The organism is Pseudomonas sp. GM_Psu_1, assembly GCF_026544185.1.
Classification (GTDB): domain Bacteria; phylum Pseudomonadota; class Gammaproteobacteria; order Pseudomonadales; family Pseudomonadaceae; genus Chryseomonas; species Chryseomonas oryzihabitans.
Genome location: NZ_JALNUX010000021.1, coordinates 21,171 through 36,724, shown reverse-complemented (window position 1 = coordinate 36,724; position 15,554 = coordinate 21,171). Strand labels below are relative to the sequence as shown.

General features: G+C 67.0%; 15 protein-coding genes. 6 read left to right on the top strand and 9 right to left on the bottom strand.

What is annotated here, in order from left to right:
* Positions 1-302 precede the first annotated feature (302 nt).
* Positions 303-824 (bottom strand): cupin domain-containing protein, encoded by a 522-nt coding sequence (locus OXS31_RS22475; RefSeq protein ID WP_027601852.1) that lies wholly within the window; start codon positions 822-824, stop codon positions 303-305.
* Between the two features lie 88 nt (positions 825-912).
* Between OXS31_RS22475 and OXS31_RS22470 the strand changes: the two genes are divergently transcribed.
* From OXS31_RS22470 to OXS31_RS22445, 6 genes are read left to right on the top strand one after another with little or no spacing between them, the layout of a single operon-like run.
* Positions 913-3,135, top strand: a complete 2,223-nt coding sequence (locus OXS31_RS22470) for an ABC transporter substrate-binding protein (protein WP_267402144.1) — start codon at positions 913-915, stop codon at positions 3,133-3,135.
* A complete protein-coding gene (locus tag OXS31_RS22465; protein ID WP_027601854.1) occupies positions 3,132-4,109 on the top strand; it encodes an ABC transporter permease in 978 nt (325 codons plus the stop codon). Before OXS31_RS22470 ends, OXS31_RS22465 begins: the two co-directional genes overlap by 4 nt.
* 5 nt (positions 4,110-4,114) lie before the next feature.
* The gene (locus tag OXS31_RS22460) at positions 4,115-5,572 is read left to right on the top strand and encodes an ABC transporter permease (RefSeq protein ID WP_027599897.1); all 1,458 of its coding nucleotides are present in this window, start codon (positions 4,115-4,117) and stop codon (positions 5,570-5,572) included.
* Positions 5,569-7,221: a dipeptide ABC transporter ATP-binding protein gene (locus OXS31_RS22455; protein ID WP_267402138.1), complete on the top strand. Its 1,653-nt coding sequence runs from the start codon at positions 5,569-5,571 to the stop codon at positions 7,219-7,221. The genes OXS31_RS22460 and OXS31_RS22455 overlap by 4 nt, the downstream gene beginning before the upstream one ends.
* Positions 7,218-7,754, top strand: coding sequence for a GNAT family N-acetyltransferase (locus tag OXS31_RS22450; RefSeq protein WP_027601857.1), 537 nt, complete (start codon positions 7,218-7,220; stop codon positions 7,752-7,754). The genes OXS31_RS22455 and OXS31_RS22450 overlap by 4 nt, the downstream gene beginning before the upstream one ends.
* On the top strand, positions 7,751-8,323 hold the full coding sequence (locus OXS31_RS22445; protein WP_150338984.1) for a GNAT family N-acetyltransferase: 573 nt from the start codon (positions 7,751-7,753) through the stop codon (positions 8,321-8,323). The genes OXS31_RS22450 and OXS31_RS22445 overlap by 4 nt, the downstream gene beginning before the upstream one ends.
* Before the next feature lie 224 nt (positions 8,324-8,547).
* On the opposite strand, the gene OXS31_RS22440 is transcribed toward OXS31_RS22445, so the two are convergent.
* The 8 genes from OXS31_RS22440 to OXS31_RS22405 all read right to left on the bottom strand — a co-directional run bounded on the left by OXS31_RS22440 (position 8,548) and on the right by OXS31_RS22405 (position 15,436).
* A complete protein-coding gene (locus tag OXS31_RS22440) occupies positions 8,548-9,759 on the bottom strand; it encodes a nitrate/nitrite transporter (RefSeq protein ID WP_027599894.1) in 1,212 nt (403 codons plus the stop codon).
* 403 nt (positions 9,760-10,162) lie between these two features.
* Positions 10,163-10,678, bottom strand: a complete 516-nt coding sequence (locus OXS31_RS22435) for a DUF4142 domain-containing protein (protein WP_027599893.1) — start codon at positions 10,676-10,678, stop codon at positions 10,163-10,165.
* A gap of 123 nt (positions 10,679-10,801) precedes the next feature.
* Positions 10,802-11,557 carry a hypothetical protein gene (locus tag OXS31_RS22430; protein WP_058791598.1) on the bottom strand — a complete coding sequence of 252 codons (756 nt, stop codon included), beginning with the start codon at positions 11,555-11,557 and terminating at the stop codon, positions 10,802-10,804.
* Entirely contained in the window at positions 11,557-11,751 is a 195-nt protein-coding gene (locus tag OXS31_RS22425) for a hypothetical protein (RefSeq protein WP_007159025.1), read from the bottom strand. The genes OXS31_RS22430 and OXS31_RS22425 overlap by 1 nt, the downstream gene beginning before the upstream one ends.
* A 94-nt stretch (positions 11,752-11,845) precedes the next feature.
* A complete protein-coding gene (gene alaC, locus OXS31_RS22420) occupies positions 11,846-13,087 on the bottom strand; it encodes an alanine transaminase (RefSeq protein ID WP_007159024.1) in 1,242 nt (413 codons plus the stop codon).
* A 146-nt stretch (positions 13,088-13,233) separates the two neighbouring features.
* Entirely contained in the window at positions 13,234-13,557 is a 324-nt protein-coding gene (locus tag OXS31_RS22415; protein ID WP_037006984.1) for a TM2 domain-containing protein, read from the bottom strand.
* Between the two features lie 98 nt (positions 13,558-13,655).
* A complete protein-coding gene (locus tag OXS31_RS22410; RefSeq protein ID WP_027599890.1) occupies positions 13,656-14,228 on the bottom strand; it encodes an ANTAR domain-containing protein in 573 nt (190 codons plus the stop codon).
* Positions 14,229-14,239: 11 nt separating this feature from the next.
* Positions 14,240-15,436: a CmpA/NrtA family ABC transporter substrate-binding protein gene (locus OXS31_RS22405; RefSeq protein WP_077172467.1), complete on the bottom strand. Its 1,197-nt coding sequence runs from the start codon at positions 15,434-15,436 to the stop codon at positions 14,240-14,242.
* Positions 15,437-15,554: the final 118 nt, after the last annotated feature.

The window sequence follows — 15,554 nt, the reverse complement described above, 5'->3', positions numbered from 1 at the left end:
AAACCGCGCAGCGTTTTCCACGCACCAAGGTGTTGGCTGAGGCCCTGTTGGGTCGAGGCAGCTCCATCGCCGCAGCCCAACAGTAGGATAAGGAGCCGTGTGCAGGCTATCGCGGCCATGGGCCGCTCCTACACTGTAGGAGCGGCCCATGGCCGCGATAAAGCAGGGTAGGGAGGCACCGCTTCTCTCGGCATGAGAATCAAGCCGATGCTCGCCACAGCCGAAGCAGGTATCGGGCGCCAATTGCAACTGGGTGAGAAGTCCCGCGTTGGCGCGGATGGAGGCGGGGAGTCGCAACGGATTCAAGGGCACTCGTCGTCCTTTTTGCGCGATATCGCCTCACCCGTATGCGGCCCCAGTTCCCGCTTGGGACAGTCCTGCCACTGCTTGTCCCCCAGACCGGCGGTGTATTCCGGATGCAGCGGATAGTGCAGGCGGTTGTCCGCCCGGCTGGTGTCGCCCACCACCAGCAACTCCACCGGCTCGTCGGTCTCGTTGATGAAGGTGTGGGCGACGCCATCCCCCGCCTTGAAACCCACCCCGTCGCCCGGCTTGAGGCGCTGGAGGTGACCGTCGATCCAGGCGGTGGGGTGGCCCGAGATCACATAGATGAATTCGTCTTCGGTGGCCTCGGCATGGGGCCGCGAGGTGCGGCGACCGGGTGGCAGCCATTCGTGGTGGATGCCCAGGCGGGCGAAGCCGAAGTGGCGGCCGAAGGCGGCACCCAGGGAAAAGCGCTCGTCACTGTCGGCATAGCCGGGGCCGTCGGGCGCCTGGAGCTGGGACCAGTGGACGATCTTGTCGAAATCTTTCCGGGATTGCATGGGGTGCTGCGCCTCGCGGGAAAATAGCTCAAGCTTAGCCGGTTAGGCGGACGCTGCCGCCTCAGGTCCCTTTCGGTGCAGGAACGCGATGCCCAGACTGTCCAGACAACTCCTCGCACTGCTGACCCTGGCGCTGCTCGGTGGCTGTTCACCCGATACGCCGATCAACAGCCCCTACCGCGCCGGAGCCGAAGGTCAGAATACCCTCTATACCGCCTTCACCACCCGCTCGCCGAAGTACCTCGATCCGGCCAGTTCCTATTCCGGCGACGAGACCAACTTCACCTACAACATCTATGAACCCCTCTACGGCTACCACTACTTCAAGCGGCCCTACGCGCTGATCCCCCGCGGCGCCGAGCGGGTGGTCACGCCTTACTACCTGGATGCCCAGGGCCGGCGCCTGCCGGACGACGCACCGGCCGCGGAGATCGCCGAGAGCGTCTACGACATCCCCGTCCGCCGCGACGCCCGTTATGCGCCCCATCCGGCCTTTGCCCGCGATGCCCAGGGCCATTACCGCTACTTCCCGATCCAGCCCGCCGACCTGGCCGATCGCTACCAGATCCCCGACTTTCCCGAGACCGGCAGCCGCGCGCTGACCGCCGCCGACTACGCCTACGGCCTGCGTCGCCTGGCCAGTCCGCGGCTGGTCTCGCCCAGCTACGCCATCTTCGCCGAGCACCTGGTCGGCATGCAGGCCTTCGGGGACGGCCTGCGCGCCGCCGACAAGGCCCTGCGCGCCGGCCTGCCCAGGGGCGCGCCGCTGCCCTGGCTGGACCTGCGCCAGGGCGAGCTGCCCGGGGTCGAGGTGCTAGACGACCACACCCTGCGGCTGCGGGTGATCGGCAAGTACCCCCAGTTCAACTACTGGCTGGCCATGACCTTCGCCGCGCCGGTGCCCTGGGAGGCGGATCGCTTCTACAGCCAGCCGGGGATGGCCGAGCACAACCTCGGCTTCAACAGCTGGCCGGTGGGCACCGGACCCTATCGCCTGGCCGAGTCCATCCCCAATCGCCGCCATGTGCTGGAGCGCAATCCCAACTACCACGCCGATCCCTATCCCTGCGAAGGGGAGCCCGAGGATCGCGAACAGGGACGGCTGGACGACTGCGGCAAGCCCATGCCGCTGATCGACCGCGCGGTGTTCAGCCTGGAAAAGGAAGGGGTGCCGCTGATGGGCAAATTCATCCAGGGCTACTACGACACCCCCCAGGTCGAGCGCGGCGAATATGGCGTGGCGCTGCGCACCAAGGCCGGTGATTCGGCCGATTCCGCCGAGCTCTACCGCGAGCGTGGCCTCAAGTTGCCCACCGCGGTGGAGGCGTCCAACTGGTACCTGGGTTTCAACTGGCTGGATCCGGTGGTGGGGCAGGGCGCAACGCCCGAGCAGCAGGTGCGCAATCGCAAGCTGCGCCAGGCACTGTCGATCGCCTTCGACTGGGAGAGCTACATCACCGTCTTTCTCAACGGCAACGGCCTGGTCGCCAATGGCCCGCTGCCGCCGGGCGTGCTGGGCTATGAAGCGCCGCCGGCCGGCAGCAACCCGGTGGTCTATCGAATGGTGGATGGTAAGCCCGAGCGGCGACCCATCGAAGAGGCCAGGCGGCTGCTGGCCGAAGCCGGATATCCCGATGGCCGCGATGCCAGCAGCGGGCGGCCGCTGATCCTGCAATACGACGCCCAGACCAGCGGCGACAGCGCCATGTTCGACTGGATGCGCCAGCAGACCGCCAAGCTGGGCATCCAGCTGGAACTGCGCGGCTCGGACTACAACAGATTCCAGGACAAGATGCGCAAGGGCGCGGCGCAGATCTTCTTCTGGGGCTGGAACGCCGACTATCCCGATGCCGAGAACTTCCTGTTCCTCTTCTACGGTCCCCAGGGCAAGGCCAAGCACGGTGGCGAGAATGCCGGCAACTACAGCAATGCCGAATACGACCGGCTGTTCGAGCAGATGAAGAGTCTCGATGACGGACCGGAAAAGGTCGCCCTGATCCGGCGCATGGTCGCCCTCGTGCAGCAGGACGCGCCCTGGCTGTTCGGCTGGAATCCCCTGTCGGCCGGGGCCTATCAGCAGTGGGTCTATAACGCCAAGCCGACCCAGATGGTGCGCGATCAGCTGCGCTATCTGCGCCTGGACCCGGCGCTGCGCGAGCGCAAGGTGCTGGAGTGGAACCGGCCGGTGCTCTGGCCGCTGTGGCTGCTGCTGGGGCTGGGGCTGCTGCTGATCTGGCCGGCCTGGCGCAGCCTCCGGCGGCGGGAGCGGCAGACCGCCTTTGGCGACGGCAACGGGGAGGGGCGGCGATGATCGGCTATCTGCTGCGGCGCTTGGCCTATGGCGTGCTCATCCTGATCGGCGTGAATCTGCTGACCTTTCTGCTGTTCTTTACCGTCAACACCCCGGACGACATGGCGCGCCTGGCCATCGGCGGCAAGTACGTCACCGCCGAAGCCATCGAGGACTGGAAGGCGGAGCACGGCTACGACAAGCCGCTGCTCATTAATACCACCCGTGAAGGAATGGAGCAGCTGACCGATACGCTCTTCTTCGAACGGTCGGCCAGTCTGCTGGTGTTCGACTTCGGCACCTCCGACAGCGGCCGCGACATCGGCCGAGAGATCGCCGAGCGCGCAGGCCCGAGTCTGGCGTTGGCGCTGCCGACCTTCGTGCTCGGCCTGGCGGCCAGCGTCGGCTTCGCCCTGCTGCTGGTGTTCTTTCGCGCCACCCGGCTGGACTTCTGGGGCGTGGTGCTCTGCGTGGTGCTGCTGTCGATCTCCTCGCTGTTCTACATCATCGCCGGCCAGTGGCTGTTCGCGAAGACGCTGCGCCTGGTGCCCTTCTCGGGCTATGAAGAGGGCTGGAACCTGTTGCGCTTCCTGGCCCTGCCGGTGCTGGTGGCGGTGATAGCCGGCCTCGGCAGCCAGGCCCGCTTCTATCGCGCGCTGTTTCTCGAAGAGATCGGCAAGGACTATGTGCGCACCGCCCGCGCCAAGGGCCTGGCCGAGCGCCAGGTGCTCCTGCGCCATGTGCTGCGCAATGCGGCGCTGCCTATCCTCACCGGGGTGGTCTCGGCCATTCCCTTGCTGATCATGGGCAGCCTGATCGCCGAATCCTTCTTTGGCATTCCCGGCCTGGGCAGCTACACCATCGACGCCATCAACGGCCAGGACTTCGCCGTGGTCCGCACCATGGTGTTCCTGGGGTCGGTGCTCTACATCGTCGGCCTGATCCTGGCGGACCTGTCCTACACCCTCGCCGATCCGCGCGTTCGCTTCAGGTAGCCGCCATGCCGAAATTCGTCTTGCTCTGGACCGACCTCGCCCTCTACCTGCTGGTGGCCGGCAGCCTGATCTACGCCTGGCGCGCGCGTCGCCAGCCGGCCCTGCGCGCCAGTTGGCGCCGGGTGCTGCAGGATGCCCCGGCGATGAGCGCGGCCGTGGTGCTGGCCAGCTTCGTCGCCATCGCCCTGCTGGATTCGCTGCACTACCGGCCCCAGTTACCCGCGACGCCTGGCGCCACGGCGCCGATCTACTCGCCCACGGTGCTCTCGGCCCTCGACGGCCTGCTGGCCGAGACCAGCCTGACCCAGCGCGAGAAGACCTATTCGGCGCCGCTCGCCACCCACCAGTTCACCAAGGAAACCCTGGGCACCAGCGCCGAGGGCGCGCCGCTGCGGGACTTCCCCCGCCTCAAGCATGCCGGCACCACGTTGCGCGATCCCGCTACCGAGTGGCGGGGCGATGTCCTCAAGCGGCTGACGTTGGGCCTGCTCGGCGGTCTGGCGCTGGCCCTGGCGACTGCCGCCCTGGCCGCGGCACGGCTGCGCGAGCCGGGTGGCTTAGCCAGCCGCTGCGGACTCATCCTCCGCGGCCAGACCGCCACGCCCTGGCGCGCCATCCTGCTGACCTGGCTGGGCGTCTGCCTGGTGTCCGGCAGCGTGATCGCCCTGGCCAGTGGTTACCACGTGCTGGGCACCGACGGCACCGGCAACGACGTCCTCTACCAGTCGCTCAAGAGCATCCGCACCGCCTTCGTCATCGGCAGCCTGACCACCCTGGCCATGCTGCCACCGGCCATCGTCTTCGGCCTGGCCGCCGGTTACTTCAAGGGCCGGGTGGACGACGTCATCACCTACCTCTACACCACCCTGACCTCCATCCCCGGGGTGCTGCTGGTAGCGGCCTGCGTGCTGATGATGCAGGTGTTCATCGACCGCCATCCGGAGCTGTTCGACACCGGCGCGGCGCGCGCCGACCTGCGTCTCTTCATGCTCTGCCTGATCCTCGGCCTCACCGGCTGGGCCGGCCTCTGCCGCCTGCTGCGCGCCGAGGCGCTCAAGCTGCGCGAGCTGGAATACGTGCAGGCGGCGCGGGCCTTCGGCGTTTCCCACTTCACCATCCTGCGCCGGCACCTGCTGCCCAACGTCTTCTACCTGGTGCTCATCACCCTGACCCTGGAATTTTCCAGCCTGGTGCTCTACGAGGCGGTGCTCTCCTACCTGGGCATCGGTGTCGATCCGACCATGAATTCCTTCGGCTCCATGATCAACGACGCCCGCACCGAAATGTCCCGCAGCCCCATGATCTGGTGGAATCTGCTTAGCGCCTTCGCCTTCATGCTGGCCCTGGTGCTGGCGGCCAATCTGTTCGCCGACGCCGTGCGCGACGCCTTCGATCCGCGCAGTCGTCGGCTGAGATCCGCCTGGCTCAGGCGCCGTCCCGGCCAGGGCGAGGTGCAGCCATGACCCCGGTGCTGGAAATCCGCGACCTGGAGATCCTGGTCGACGGCGAGGAGGGCACGCGCCAGGCGGTGCGCGGCCTGAGCCTGGCCATCGCCCGCGGCGAGACCTTCGCCCTGGTCGGGGAATCGGGCAGCGGCAAGAGCGTCACGGCGCTCTCGCTGTTGCGGCTGCTGCCGCCTGCGTTGGGCATCGCCCGCGGCGCGGCGCTGCTGGCCGGCACCGACCTGCATCGACTGCCGGAAGGCCGCCTGCGCGAATTGCGCGGCGGGCGCGTCGGCACCATCTTCCAGGAGCCCGCCACCAGCCTGAATCCGGTCATGCGCATCGGCGAGCAGATCGAGGAAACCCTGCGCGCCCATACCGCGCTGCGCGGCGCCGCCGCCCGCGCCCGGGTGGTGGAATGGCTGCGTCGGGTGGGCATTCCCGAGCCGGAGCGACGGATCGACGACTACCCCTTCCAGTTCTCCGGTGGCCAGAAGCAGCGCATCATGATCGCCCTGGCGCTGGCCGCCGAGCCGGATCTGCTGATCGCCGACGAGCCCACCACGGCGCTGGACGTCACCGTCCAGGCACAGATCCTCGCGCTGTTGGCCGACATCCAGCGCGAACTGGGCATGGCCATCCTGCTGATCACCCACGACCTGGCGGTGGTGCGCCAGGTGGCCCATCACGTGGCCCTGATGCGCCACGGCGAGATCGTCGAGAGCGCACCAGCGGCGGACTTCTTCCAGGCGCCCCGGCATCCCTATGCCCGCGAGTTGTTCGCCGCCATTCCCACCTTCGCCAAGCGCGGCCAGACCCTGGCAGGAGTACCCCGCACCTTGCCCGCGCGAACCCCGGGCGAGTGCTTGCTGGAGGTACGCGACCTGGCCGTGCACTATCCGATCCGCCGGGGTGCCTGGGGCCGGACTCGGGACTGGGTCAAGGCGGTGGACGGGGTGAGCTTCGACCTGCACGCCGGCGAGACCCTGGCCCTGCTGGGCGAATCCGGGTGCGGCAAGACCACCACCGGCAAGGCCCTGCTGCGCCTGCTCGACGGGCCGCGCATCGGCGGCAGTGCCCGGCTGGAAGGCGCGGAGCTGCTCACGGCCGATGGACGCACCCTGCAACGGCTGCGCCGGCAGATCCAGATCGTCTTCCAGGATCCCTTCGCCTCCCTGGATCCGCGCATGCGCATCGCTGCGACGCTGGAACAGGGGCTGCTGGCCCTGCGCCCGGAACTGGACGCCGCCGAGCGCCAGAGACGGGCCGCCGCCCTGGTGGAGCGGGTCGGGCTGCCGGGTGACACCCTGCAGCGTTTTCCCCATGAATTCTCCGGCGGCCAGCGGCAGCGCATCGCCATCGCCCGGGCGCTGATCGTCGAGCCGCGGGTGCTGGTATGCGACGAACCCACCTCGGCGCTGGACGTCTCGGTGCAGGCGCAGATCCTCGATCTCCTGCGCGAACTTCAGGCGGAGCGCGGCCTGGCCTATCTGTTCATCACCCACAACTTCGGCGTGGTCGAGTACCTGGCCGATCGTATCGCGGTCATGGACGGCGGCCGCATCGTCGAACAGGGCAGCGCCGAACGGGTGCTGCGCGCGCCCGCTCACGCCATGACCCAGCGCCTGCTGGCCGCCGTGCCGCGCCTGGAATTCGGGACCTCGCCATGAATTTTCCACCGCGCATCGCCCTGGCCGACTTCGAGCTGGTGTGGCCGCAACCGCGCCTGGCCGCGGCCTTCGCCGACGCCCTGAACTGGAGCTATGCCGAGCACCGCCGCTTCCTTGCCTGGGCGCGCGAACAGACCAGCGTCGCCCAGGCCCGCGACAGCCTGCTCGCGGCCCGCGGCGCCTTCACCCTCGCCCAGGGCGAGAAACGCTACTTCCTGGTGCGCGGTGACGAACTGCTCGGCTGCCTGGGGCTCACGCCACTGGACGGCGGGCGGCGCTTCGAGATCGGTTACTGGCTGCACAGCCTGCATACCGGGCAGGGCCTGATGACCGCCGCACTGCGGTATTTCGTCGAGCAGCGGGGCACGGCCGGGTTCTTTCTCACCACCTCGGCCGCCAACGACGCCAGCCAGCGCCTTGCCGAACGGGTCGGTTTCCGGCGCGTCCGGGTGCTGGAAAACGATCGCGAAGGTCCGGACGGGCAGCGCTGCGCCACCTGGGTCTATGAATTGCCGCCGCAGGTGAAGTCATGACCGCCCTGAGCGTTCCGCTGCAGTATCCACCGCGCTTCGCCGTGACCGAGGCGGTGGAACTGGTCGACCTGACCCTGGCCGATCCCGCCGCGGTGGCCGACTACTACCGACGCAATCGCCAGCACCTGGCGCTGTCGATGCCGCGGCGCTCCGACGCCTTCTATACCCTGGCGCAATGGCAGGGGCAGGCGGCCGCCTACCGCGCCGGCGGGCCGGGTCTGAGCGAGTTGCGCCTGGTGCTGCGAGCGGGCCCGCTGGTCATAGGCACGGTGAATTTCAGCCAGATAGTTCGCGGGGGTTTCCAGGCCTGCTACCTGGGCTACGGCCTGGATGCGGCCTGGCAGGGGCGGGGGCTGATGCGCCAGGCCGTACGCCTGGGGCGGGACTTCGTCATCGCCGAGCTGGGCCTGAACCGGATCATGGCCAACCATCTGCCGGAGAACGTCCGCAGCGCCCATCTGCTGACCCAGCTCGGCTTCGAGCGCGAGGGCCTGGCGCGGCGCTATCTGGAGATCGACGGGGTCTGGCGGGATCACGTGCTGACCAGCTATGTGCGTTCCGCCCCCTGAATGAAAACCGGCGGCCCCTGGCCGCTGGTTTTCATTCAGACCCTGTTCTAAGTCTCGCGAGCTAGCGACAAACAAGGCCTCGGCGGCCCCGCGAAAATGGCTGAGGAAGCGGATCGGACCCGCGCTCGGGTTTACGAGCGGTAAATGAGCATTCCGACCGGGCTGGCGACCCAGGCCATTTTCAACGCGGTTTGGCCGACGCGCAGCAGACTTTGAATCGGGTCTCAGACCCGCGCTGCGGTAACGGCAGCCGAGCCCCAGGTGGTGCGCCAGCGGCGCTTGACGCTGAGCAGGCCGAACCAGGCGAGCACGCCGAGGGCGGCGAACAGCCAGAGGCCCAGCTGATAGTCGCCGGTGGCCTGCTTGACCGCGCCCAGGCCGGCGGTGAGGGCGAAGCCGCCGATGCCGCCCGCCATGCCGATCAGCCCGGTCATGACGCCGATTTCCTTGCGGAAGCGCTGGGGCACCAGCTGGAACACCGCGCCGTTGCCGGCGCCCAGGCTGAGCATGGCCACCACGAACAGCGCCAGGGCCGCCATGGCGCTGGGCAGGTGGAAGCCCACGGCGGCGATGCAGATGGCGGCCACGGTATACATGCCGAGCAGCGCGCGGATCCCGCCGATGCGGTCGGCCAGGGCACCGCCCAGGGGCCGCATCAGGCTGCCGCCGAAGACGCAGGCGGCGGTGTAGTAGCCGGCCACCACCGGCTCCAGGCTGTACTGGTCATGGAAGTAGCCGGGCAGGGTGCTGGCAAGGCCGAGGAAGCCGCCAAAGGTCACGCTGTAGAAGAACATGAACCACCAGCTGTCCTTGTCGTTCAGCGCACGACCGTAGTCCACCAGCTTCTTGGGCGCCGGCCGTTCCGGGGCGTTGCGGGCGCAGAGCACGAAGACCACCAGGGTCAGGATCAACGGGATCAGCGCGAAGCCGAATACGTTGGTCCAGCCAAAGGCCTTGGCCAGCGCCGGGGCGAAGAGGGCGGCGAACACCGTGCCGGAGTTGCCGGCGCCGGCGATGCCCAGGGCCTTGCCCTGGTGCTGCGGCGGATACCACTGGGAGGCCAGCGGCAGGGCGACGGCGAAGGACGCACCGGCGAAGCCGAGGAACAGGCCCAGCACCAGGGTCTGCTCATAACTGTGCACACCGTGCTGCCAGGCCACCAGCAGCGCCAGGATCACCACCACCTGGCCGATGATGCCGGCGGTCTTGGGTGACAGCCGATCGGCGACGAAGCCCAGGATCAGACGCAGGACGGCACCGGCGAGAATGGGCGTGGCCACCATCATGCTGCGCTGCTGGGTGGTCAGCTGCAGGTCGGTGGCGATCTGCACGGCCATGGGACCGAGCACGTACCAGACCATGAAGCTCAGGTCGAAGTAGAGGAAGGCGGCGAACAGGGTCGGCGCATGGCCGGCTTTCCAGAAACTGGGACTCATGGAGGCACCTCGGGCACGTCACGGGCATGAAAAAGGCGCCAGTCACCCTTGCCCGTTGCCGGGAGGTGAACTGACGCCTTTGTCGGTTGGGTGACCGCCGTTGGCCACCCCTGCCGAGGTCTTTGCAAGAGCGAAGCCAAGTTGAGTGAGCCCAGTGTTAGCTGGGGATCGCGATATTGGCAGCGTCTGAATCGGTCAAGGCGCTGCACAAGAATTGAGCGCCGTCACGGCGGGTTGCCCCTTGTTGGCGCTTACGAAGTTGTGCGGGCCGGGTTCGGATCGCGGCCATGGGCCGCTCCTACAGGTACGGTAGCCTCTGTAGGAGCGGCCCATGGCCGCGATAGGCTGCAGGAAAAGGCCGTGGCGATCACTCGCCACGGCCTTTTCTATTGGGATGACGCTATTACTTCGCGTACTTGGTCTGCAGCGCCTTGGCTTCCTGGAGGTGGTGCTCCAGCTTCGGCAGGGTCTTCTCGGCGAAGGCCTTGAGCGCGGCGTCATCGCCGGTCTTGGCTTCGTTGCGGAAGATCTCGATGGTCTGCTCGTGGGCCACGACCTGGTTGTTGGCATAGGAGCGGTCGAAGGAGTCGTCACGCACCTGCAGGATCATGGCCTTGGCCTTGTCCATCAGCTCGGCGTCGGTGGAGACTTTCAGCTTCTTCTCCTGGGCCAGGCTCTTGAGCTGCTCGTTGGCCTTGGTGTGGTCGTCGATCATGCTCTGGGCGAAGGTCTTGATGTCCTGGGACTTGCTCTTGTCCAGGGCCAGTTTGGCCGCTTCGATCTCGGCGATGCCCTTGGCCGAGGCGTCGTCGACGAATTCGGCCGGAGACAGCTTGTCGGCGGCCTGGGCCAGGCCGGCACCGGCAGCCAGCAGGATGGCGAGGGACAGGCTGGAGGCTTTCTTCAGCATGGGCGTCATGGACGTGCTCCTGATTTTCTTGGGCAGTAAGGGAAGGGGCTCACCGCTGTGCGGTGAACGCGCCTGCAAATGGGACCTGCCCAAAAAGTCATACGTTCCCTGAAGAAAGTGCGCGAAGCCAGATCAGGCGCGGCTTACGCTTGAGCGAAACGCTTCATAGGCGTCGAAATCGAAGCGTGTTGCCGAGACGATCTGGCTCTGTTTCAGGGTCAGGTAGATGTCCTTGCCCTTGTCCGCATAGTGGGTGGTGAAGGTCACCCAGAGTTTGTCCTTGTCCCGGTAGCCGCTCATGATCGGCTTGATGCAGACGTCCTGGTCGGCGCCTTCCGTTTCGCTCGGTTCGCCCAGGGTGGTGATGCGGCCGACGTACACCTTGCGCTCCTCCAGGGTCAGCATCAGCGTCTCCTTGTTGATGGAGGCGGTCATCAGCAGATCGTCCAGCGGACTGTCCTTGAGGATGCCAGCGAGGATGAAGGTGCGGTAGTTGTCCTCGCTCAGGCCGTACTTGCGCTTGATGGTCCAGCGCGCCAGCGTGGCCCAGGCCGTGGGAATCAGCAGGGCGGTCACCGTCACCAGCAGGATCCAGGCGGCCTGCAGCGGATCTTCCAGGGTGCCGGTGCGGCGCAGCAGCTCGGCGAGACCGGCGAAGTAGTCGAGGGAGAAGGTCCGCTCACCCCAGGACCAGCTGCGCCCCTGCACGATTTGCGCGATGCCCAGGTGCAGGATCACGGCGAGCAGGGTGCAGAACAGGCCGAAGCGCGCGCTCTGCAGATAGAGGTACTGGCCCTCGTAGCGATGCAGGCGGTAGAAGTACAGCGGATGCTTGTGGCAGACGAGAAAACCGCTGACCAGGATCGGCAGGAGCAGCAGCAGGAACATCAGCGGTTGATGAGCCGCCGGGCGCGGTCCAGGTCTTCCTTGAATTCGGGGGAGTCGAAGATCTCCGCCGGATCGATGCGCAGGGTGCCGCGACCGACCACGCGCATGGACTTGTAGGAGTTGTTGATGCTCGCGGCCAGCTTGAGATCGTCCGCGGAGGGCGATTTGAGCAAATTGAACAGGCCTTTCAGCATGGCGATATCCCGGGAGGTCACTAGCGGCTTATAGCTTGGAACGCCCGGACTGACAAGCATTCGCCGCGCCGCCGGTCGACGGCGCGGCGAAGACTCAGGCCGGCTCGACCCCGGATTTGCGCGCGGCCGCCTTGGGCAGCAGGCCGTCGGCACGGAACATCTGCTTGATGCCGCGCACCGCCTGGCGGATGCGGTCCTGGTTCTCGATCAGGGCGAAGCGCACATGGTCGTCGCCATAGTCACCGAAGCCCAGTCCCGGCGAGACGCAGACCTTGGCCTCGGCCAGCAGCTTCTTGGCGAATTCCAGCGAACCCAGGTGGGCATAGGGCTCGGGAATCTTGGCCCAGACGTACATGGAGGCCTTGGGGTTCTCCACCATCCAGCCGGCTTCGTGCAGGCCGCGCACCAGCACGTCGCGGCGCTGCTGGTATTGCTGGGCGATGTCGCGCACGCACTGCTGGTCGCCTTCCAGAGCGGCGATGGCCGCCACCTGCAGCGGAGTGAAGGTGCCGTAGTCGTGATAGCTCTTGATGCGCGCCAGGGCGGCGACCAGCTCGGGATTGCCAACCATGAAGCCGATCCGCCAGCCGGCCATGTTGTAGCTCTTGGACAGGGTGAAGAATTCCACCGCGATGTCCTTGGCGCCAGGCACCTGCATGATGGAGGGCGCCTGCCAGCCGTCGAAGACGATGTCGGCATAGGCCAGGTCGTGCACCACCAGCACGTTGTAGCGCTTGGCCAGTTCCACCACGCGCTCGAAGAAATCCAGCTCCACGCACTGGGCGGTGGGGTTGGAGGGAAAGCCGAGGATCATCATCTTCGGCTTGGGAATGCTTTCGCGGATGGCCCGCTCCAGTTCGGCGAAGAAGTCCATGCCCTGCACCAGGGGTACCGAGCGCACCTGGGCGCCGGCGATCACCGCGCCGTAGATATGGATCGGATAACTCGGATTGGGCACCAGCACGGTGTCGCCGGCATCCAGGGTGGCCAGCATCAGGTGAGCCAGGCCTTCCTTGGAGCCGATGGTGACGATGGCTTCGCTGTCGGCATCGATCTCCACCTGGTAGCGATCGCGGTACCAGTGGGAGATGGCGCGTCTCAGGCGCGGAATGCCCTTGGAGCTGGAGTAGCCGTGGGTGTCTTCGCGCTGGGCGACCTGGCAGAGCTTCTCGACGATGTGCGGCGGAGTCGCCCCGTCGGGATTGCCCATGGACAGGTCGATGATGTCCTCACCGCGACGGCGCGCGGCCATCTTGAGTTCGGCGGTGATGTTGAAGACGTAGGGGGGCAGGCGATCGATGCGCGCAAAGCGGCGCACGGGACTGGAATCAGTCATGCGTTCCTCGAAGTACGTAAGCGCCCGGAACCGTCCGAGCGACGTGGGTCACAGGAGGTGACCTGCAGCGGACAGTAGCCGCAGGTCGCTGCGCTTGTCGAGGGAAAAATCAGCGGGGCGCCGCTGGCAAGGCGCCCCGGTGCGGATCAGAGCGCGTGACCGGCCTGCAGCGCCGCCACTTCCAGTCGCGCCTGCTGGCGCGCCTTGTCCTGGTGCTGCTGAATCATACCGGGGATGAGGAAGGCATCGATCAGGCACCAGATCCCCAGGATGATCCAGGGAATGAAGAAGGTGACCCAGCCGAGCAGCGAGAGCACCAGCATGATGGCGGCGGTACCGGTGCGGCCGAGGTAGAAGCGATGACCGCCGAGCATGCCGAGAAAGAACCAGATCAGGTAGGCGGCGCCGGTGGATTTGCGCGCGTTGGCGACCTTTTGTTCGACCAGCATTTCGGCTTGCAATGAGCTCATGACAGACGTCCTTTTCGAGGGTGAATATCCAGGGGGCGCGGATAGTGCCACACAAAGCGGAGCCAGACCATTTCCCGTGGCGGGCTCCTGGCGCCGGTTCAGCCGAGCAGTTCGCTCATGGCGATGATCTGGTCGGCCACCTGGATCAGCTTCTGCTGCTTGCTCATGGCCTGGCGGCGCATCAGGGTATAGGCCTCGTCTTCGCTGCAGCCCCGCATCTTCATCAGCAGCCCCTTGGCCTGGTCGACCTTCTTGCGCTCCAGCAACTGCTGCTCGCGGGCCTGGAGTTCGGCGCGCAGGGCCTGGTCGGTCTCGAAACGGGCGCGGGCCACATCGATGATGGCCTGCAGGCGACTGGTCTGGATGCCTTCGACGATATAGGCGCTGACGCCGGACTGGATGGCCCGGCGCATCACCGCCGGGTCATGCTCGTCGGTGAACATGACGATGGGGCGCGGCCGGTCGCGGGTGACCAGGCAGACCTGTTCCATGACGTCGCGCCCGGGTGACTGGGTGTCGAACAGGATGACGTCCGGCCGCAGGGCCTCGATGCGTGCGGGCAGGTCGATGGTCAGACCGGATTCCTCGATGACCTCGAAACCGGCTTCGATCAGCGCGGCCTTGAGACGGCCGACCTGCTTGGGGGTGTCGTCGATGAGCAGGATGCGCAAGGTCGTTCTCCCTAGTAGTCGCTGAGCGCGTGGATGGCGAAGCTGCGGGCGTAACCGGCCGGATCGCTGCCGTCCCAGGTGCGACCGTCGAACAGGGTGCTGCTGCGCCTGGTCGGCGGTACCGCCAGCCCCAGGTCGGTGGCGGCCTGCCGGTACAGCTCGGTGCACTGCACCGCCTCGGCGATGGCCAGGTAGTCCGGCTCCTCGCGCAACAGGCCCCAGCGGCGGAACTGGGTCAGAAACCAGAGGCCATCGGAGAGATAGGGTGGATTGACCGCGCCCTGGCGATGGAAGGCCAGGGGGTGCTGGTCTTCCCAGTGGCCATCGAGGCCGTCCTCGTAGTGACCGAGAAAGCGCTGGGCGAGCAGCGCCGCGTCGGTGTCCACGTAGTCGGCGCCGCTGATCAGCTGGGCGGTGCCCAGGCGATTCTCGCGACTTTCCTCGATGAAGCGACTGGCGTCGAGCAGGGTGCGGATCAGCGCCCGGGCGGTATTGGGATAGCGCTCGGCGAAGTGGCCGGTGCAGGCCAGCACCTTTTCCGGGTGGTCCGGCCAGATCGCCTGGGTGGTGGTCAGGGTGAAGCCCTGGCCGCGCGCCACGGCGGCGGCGCCCCAGGGTTCGCCGACGCAGAAGCCGTCGACCCGGCCGGCGGCCAGATGCTCGGGCATCTGCGGTGGCGGCACCAGCGCGGTGCGCACGTCCTGCAGGGGATGGATGCCCTGGGCCGCCAGCCAGTAGTAGAGCCAGAAGATATGGGTGCCGGTGGGAAAGGTGTGCGCCAGGGTCAGCGGCTTGGCGTCTGGCTGGCGGATCCGCTCCACCAGGGAGGCCGTGTCCCGGACGCCTTCCCGGGTGAGGCTACGCGCCAGATTGAGGCTCTGACCGTTCTGCGCCAGGCTCATGAGCACCGCCATCGGCGTGGCGGGCGCGCCGCCCAGGCCGAGATGGGCGCCATAGACCAGGCCGTAGAGGCAGTGCGCGGCGTCGAGCTGGCCGTTGAGCAGGTTGTCGCGCAGCGCCGACCAGGAGGGCTGGCGGTGCAGATTGAGCGTCAGGCCATGGGGTTCGCCAAAGCCCTGGGTCGCCGCCACGATCATCGAGGCGGCATCGCTCAGGGGCAGGAAGCCCAGGTTGAGCTCCGGCTTTTCCGGGGCATCCGAACCCGCGACCCAGAGGTGCGCGGCGTGGGGAGAAGGCTGGGCAGGCATGGTGTCTCCGGCGGCTGACAGACGCCAGGGCGCCTCTATGTGCACCGCTATGGGCGTCTCGACTAAGGTCTGCACCATTATGGTGACAGGCACGGCACCATCAACGGGCGCTTTCATT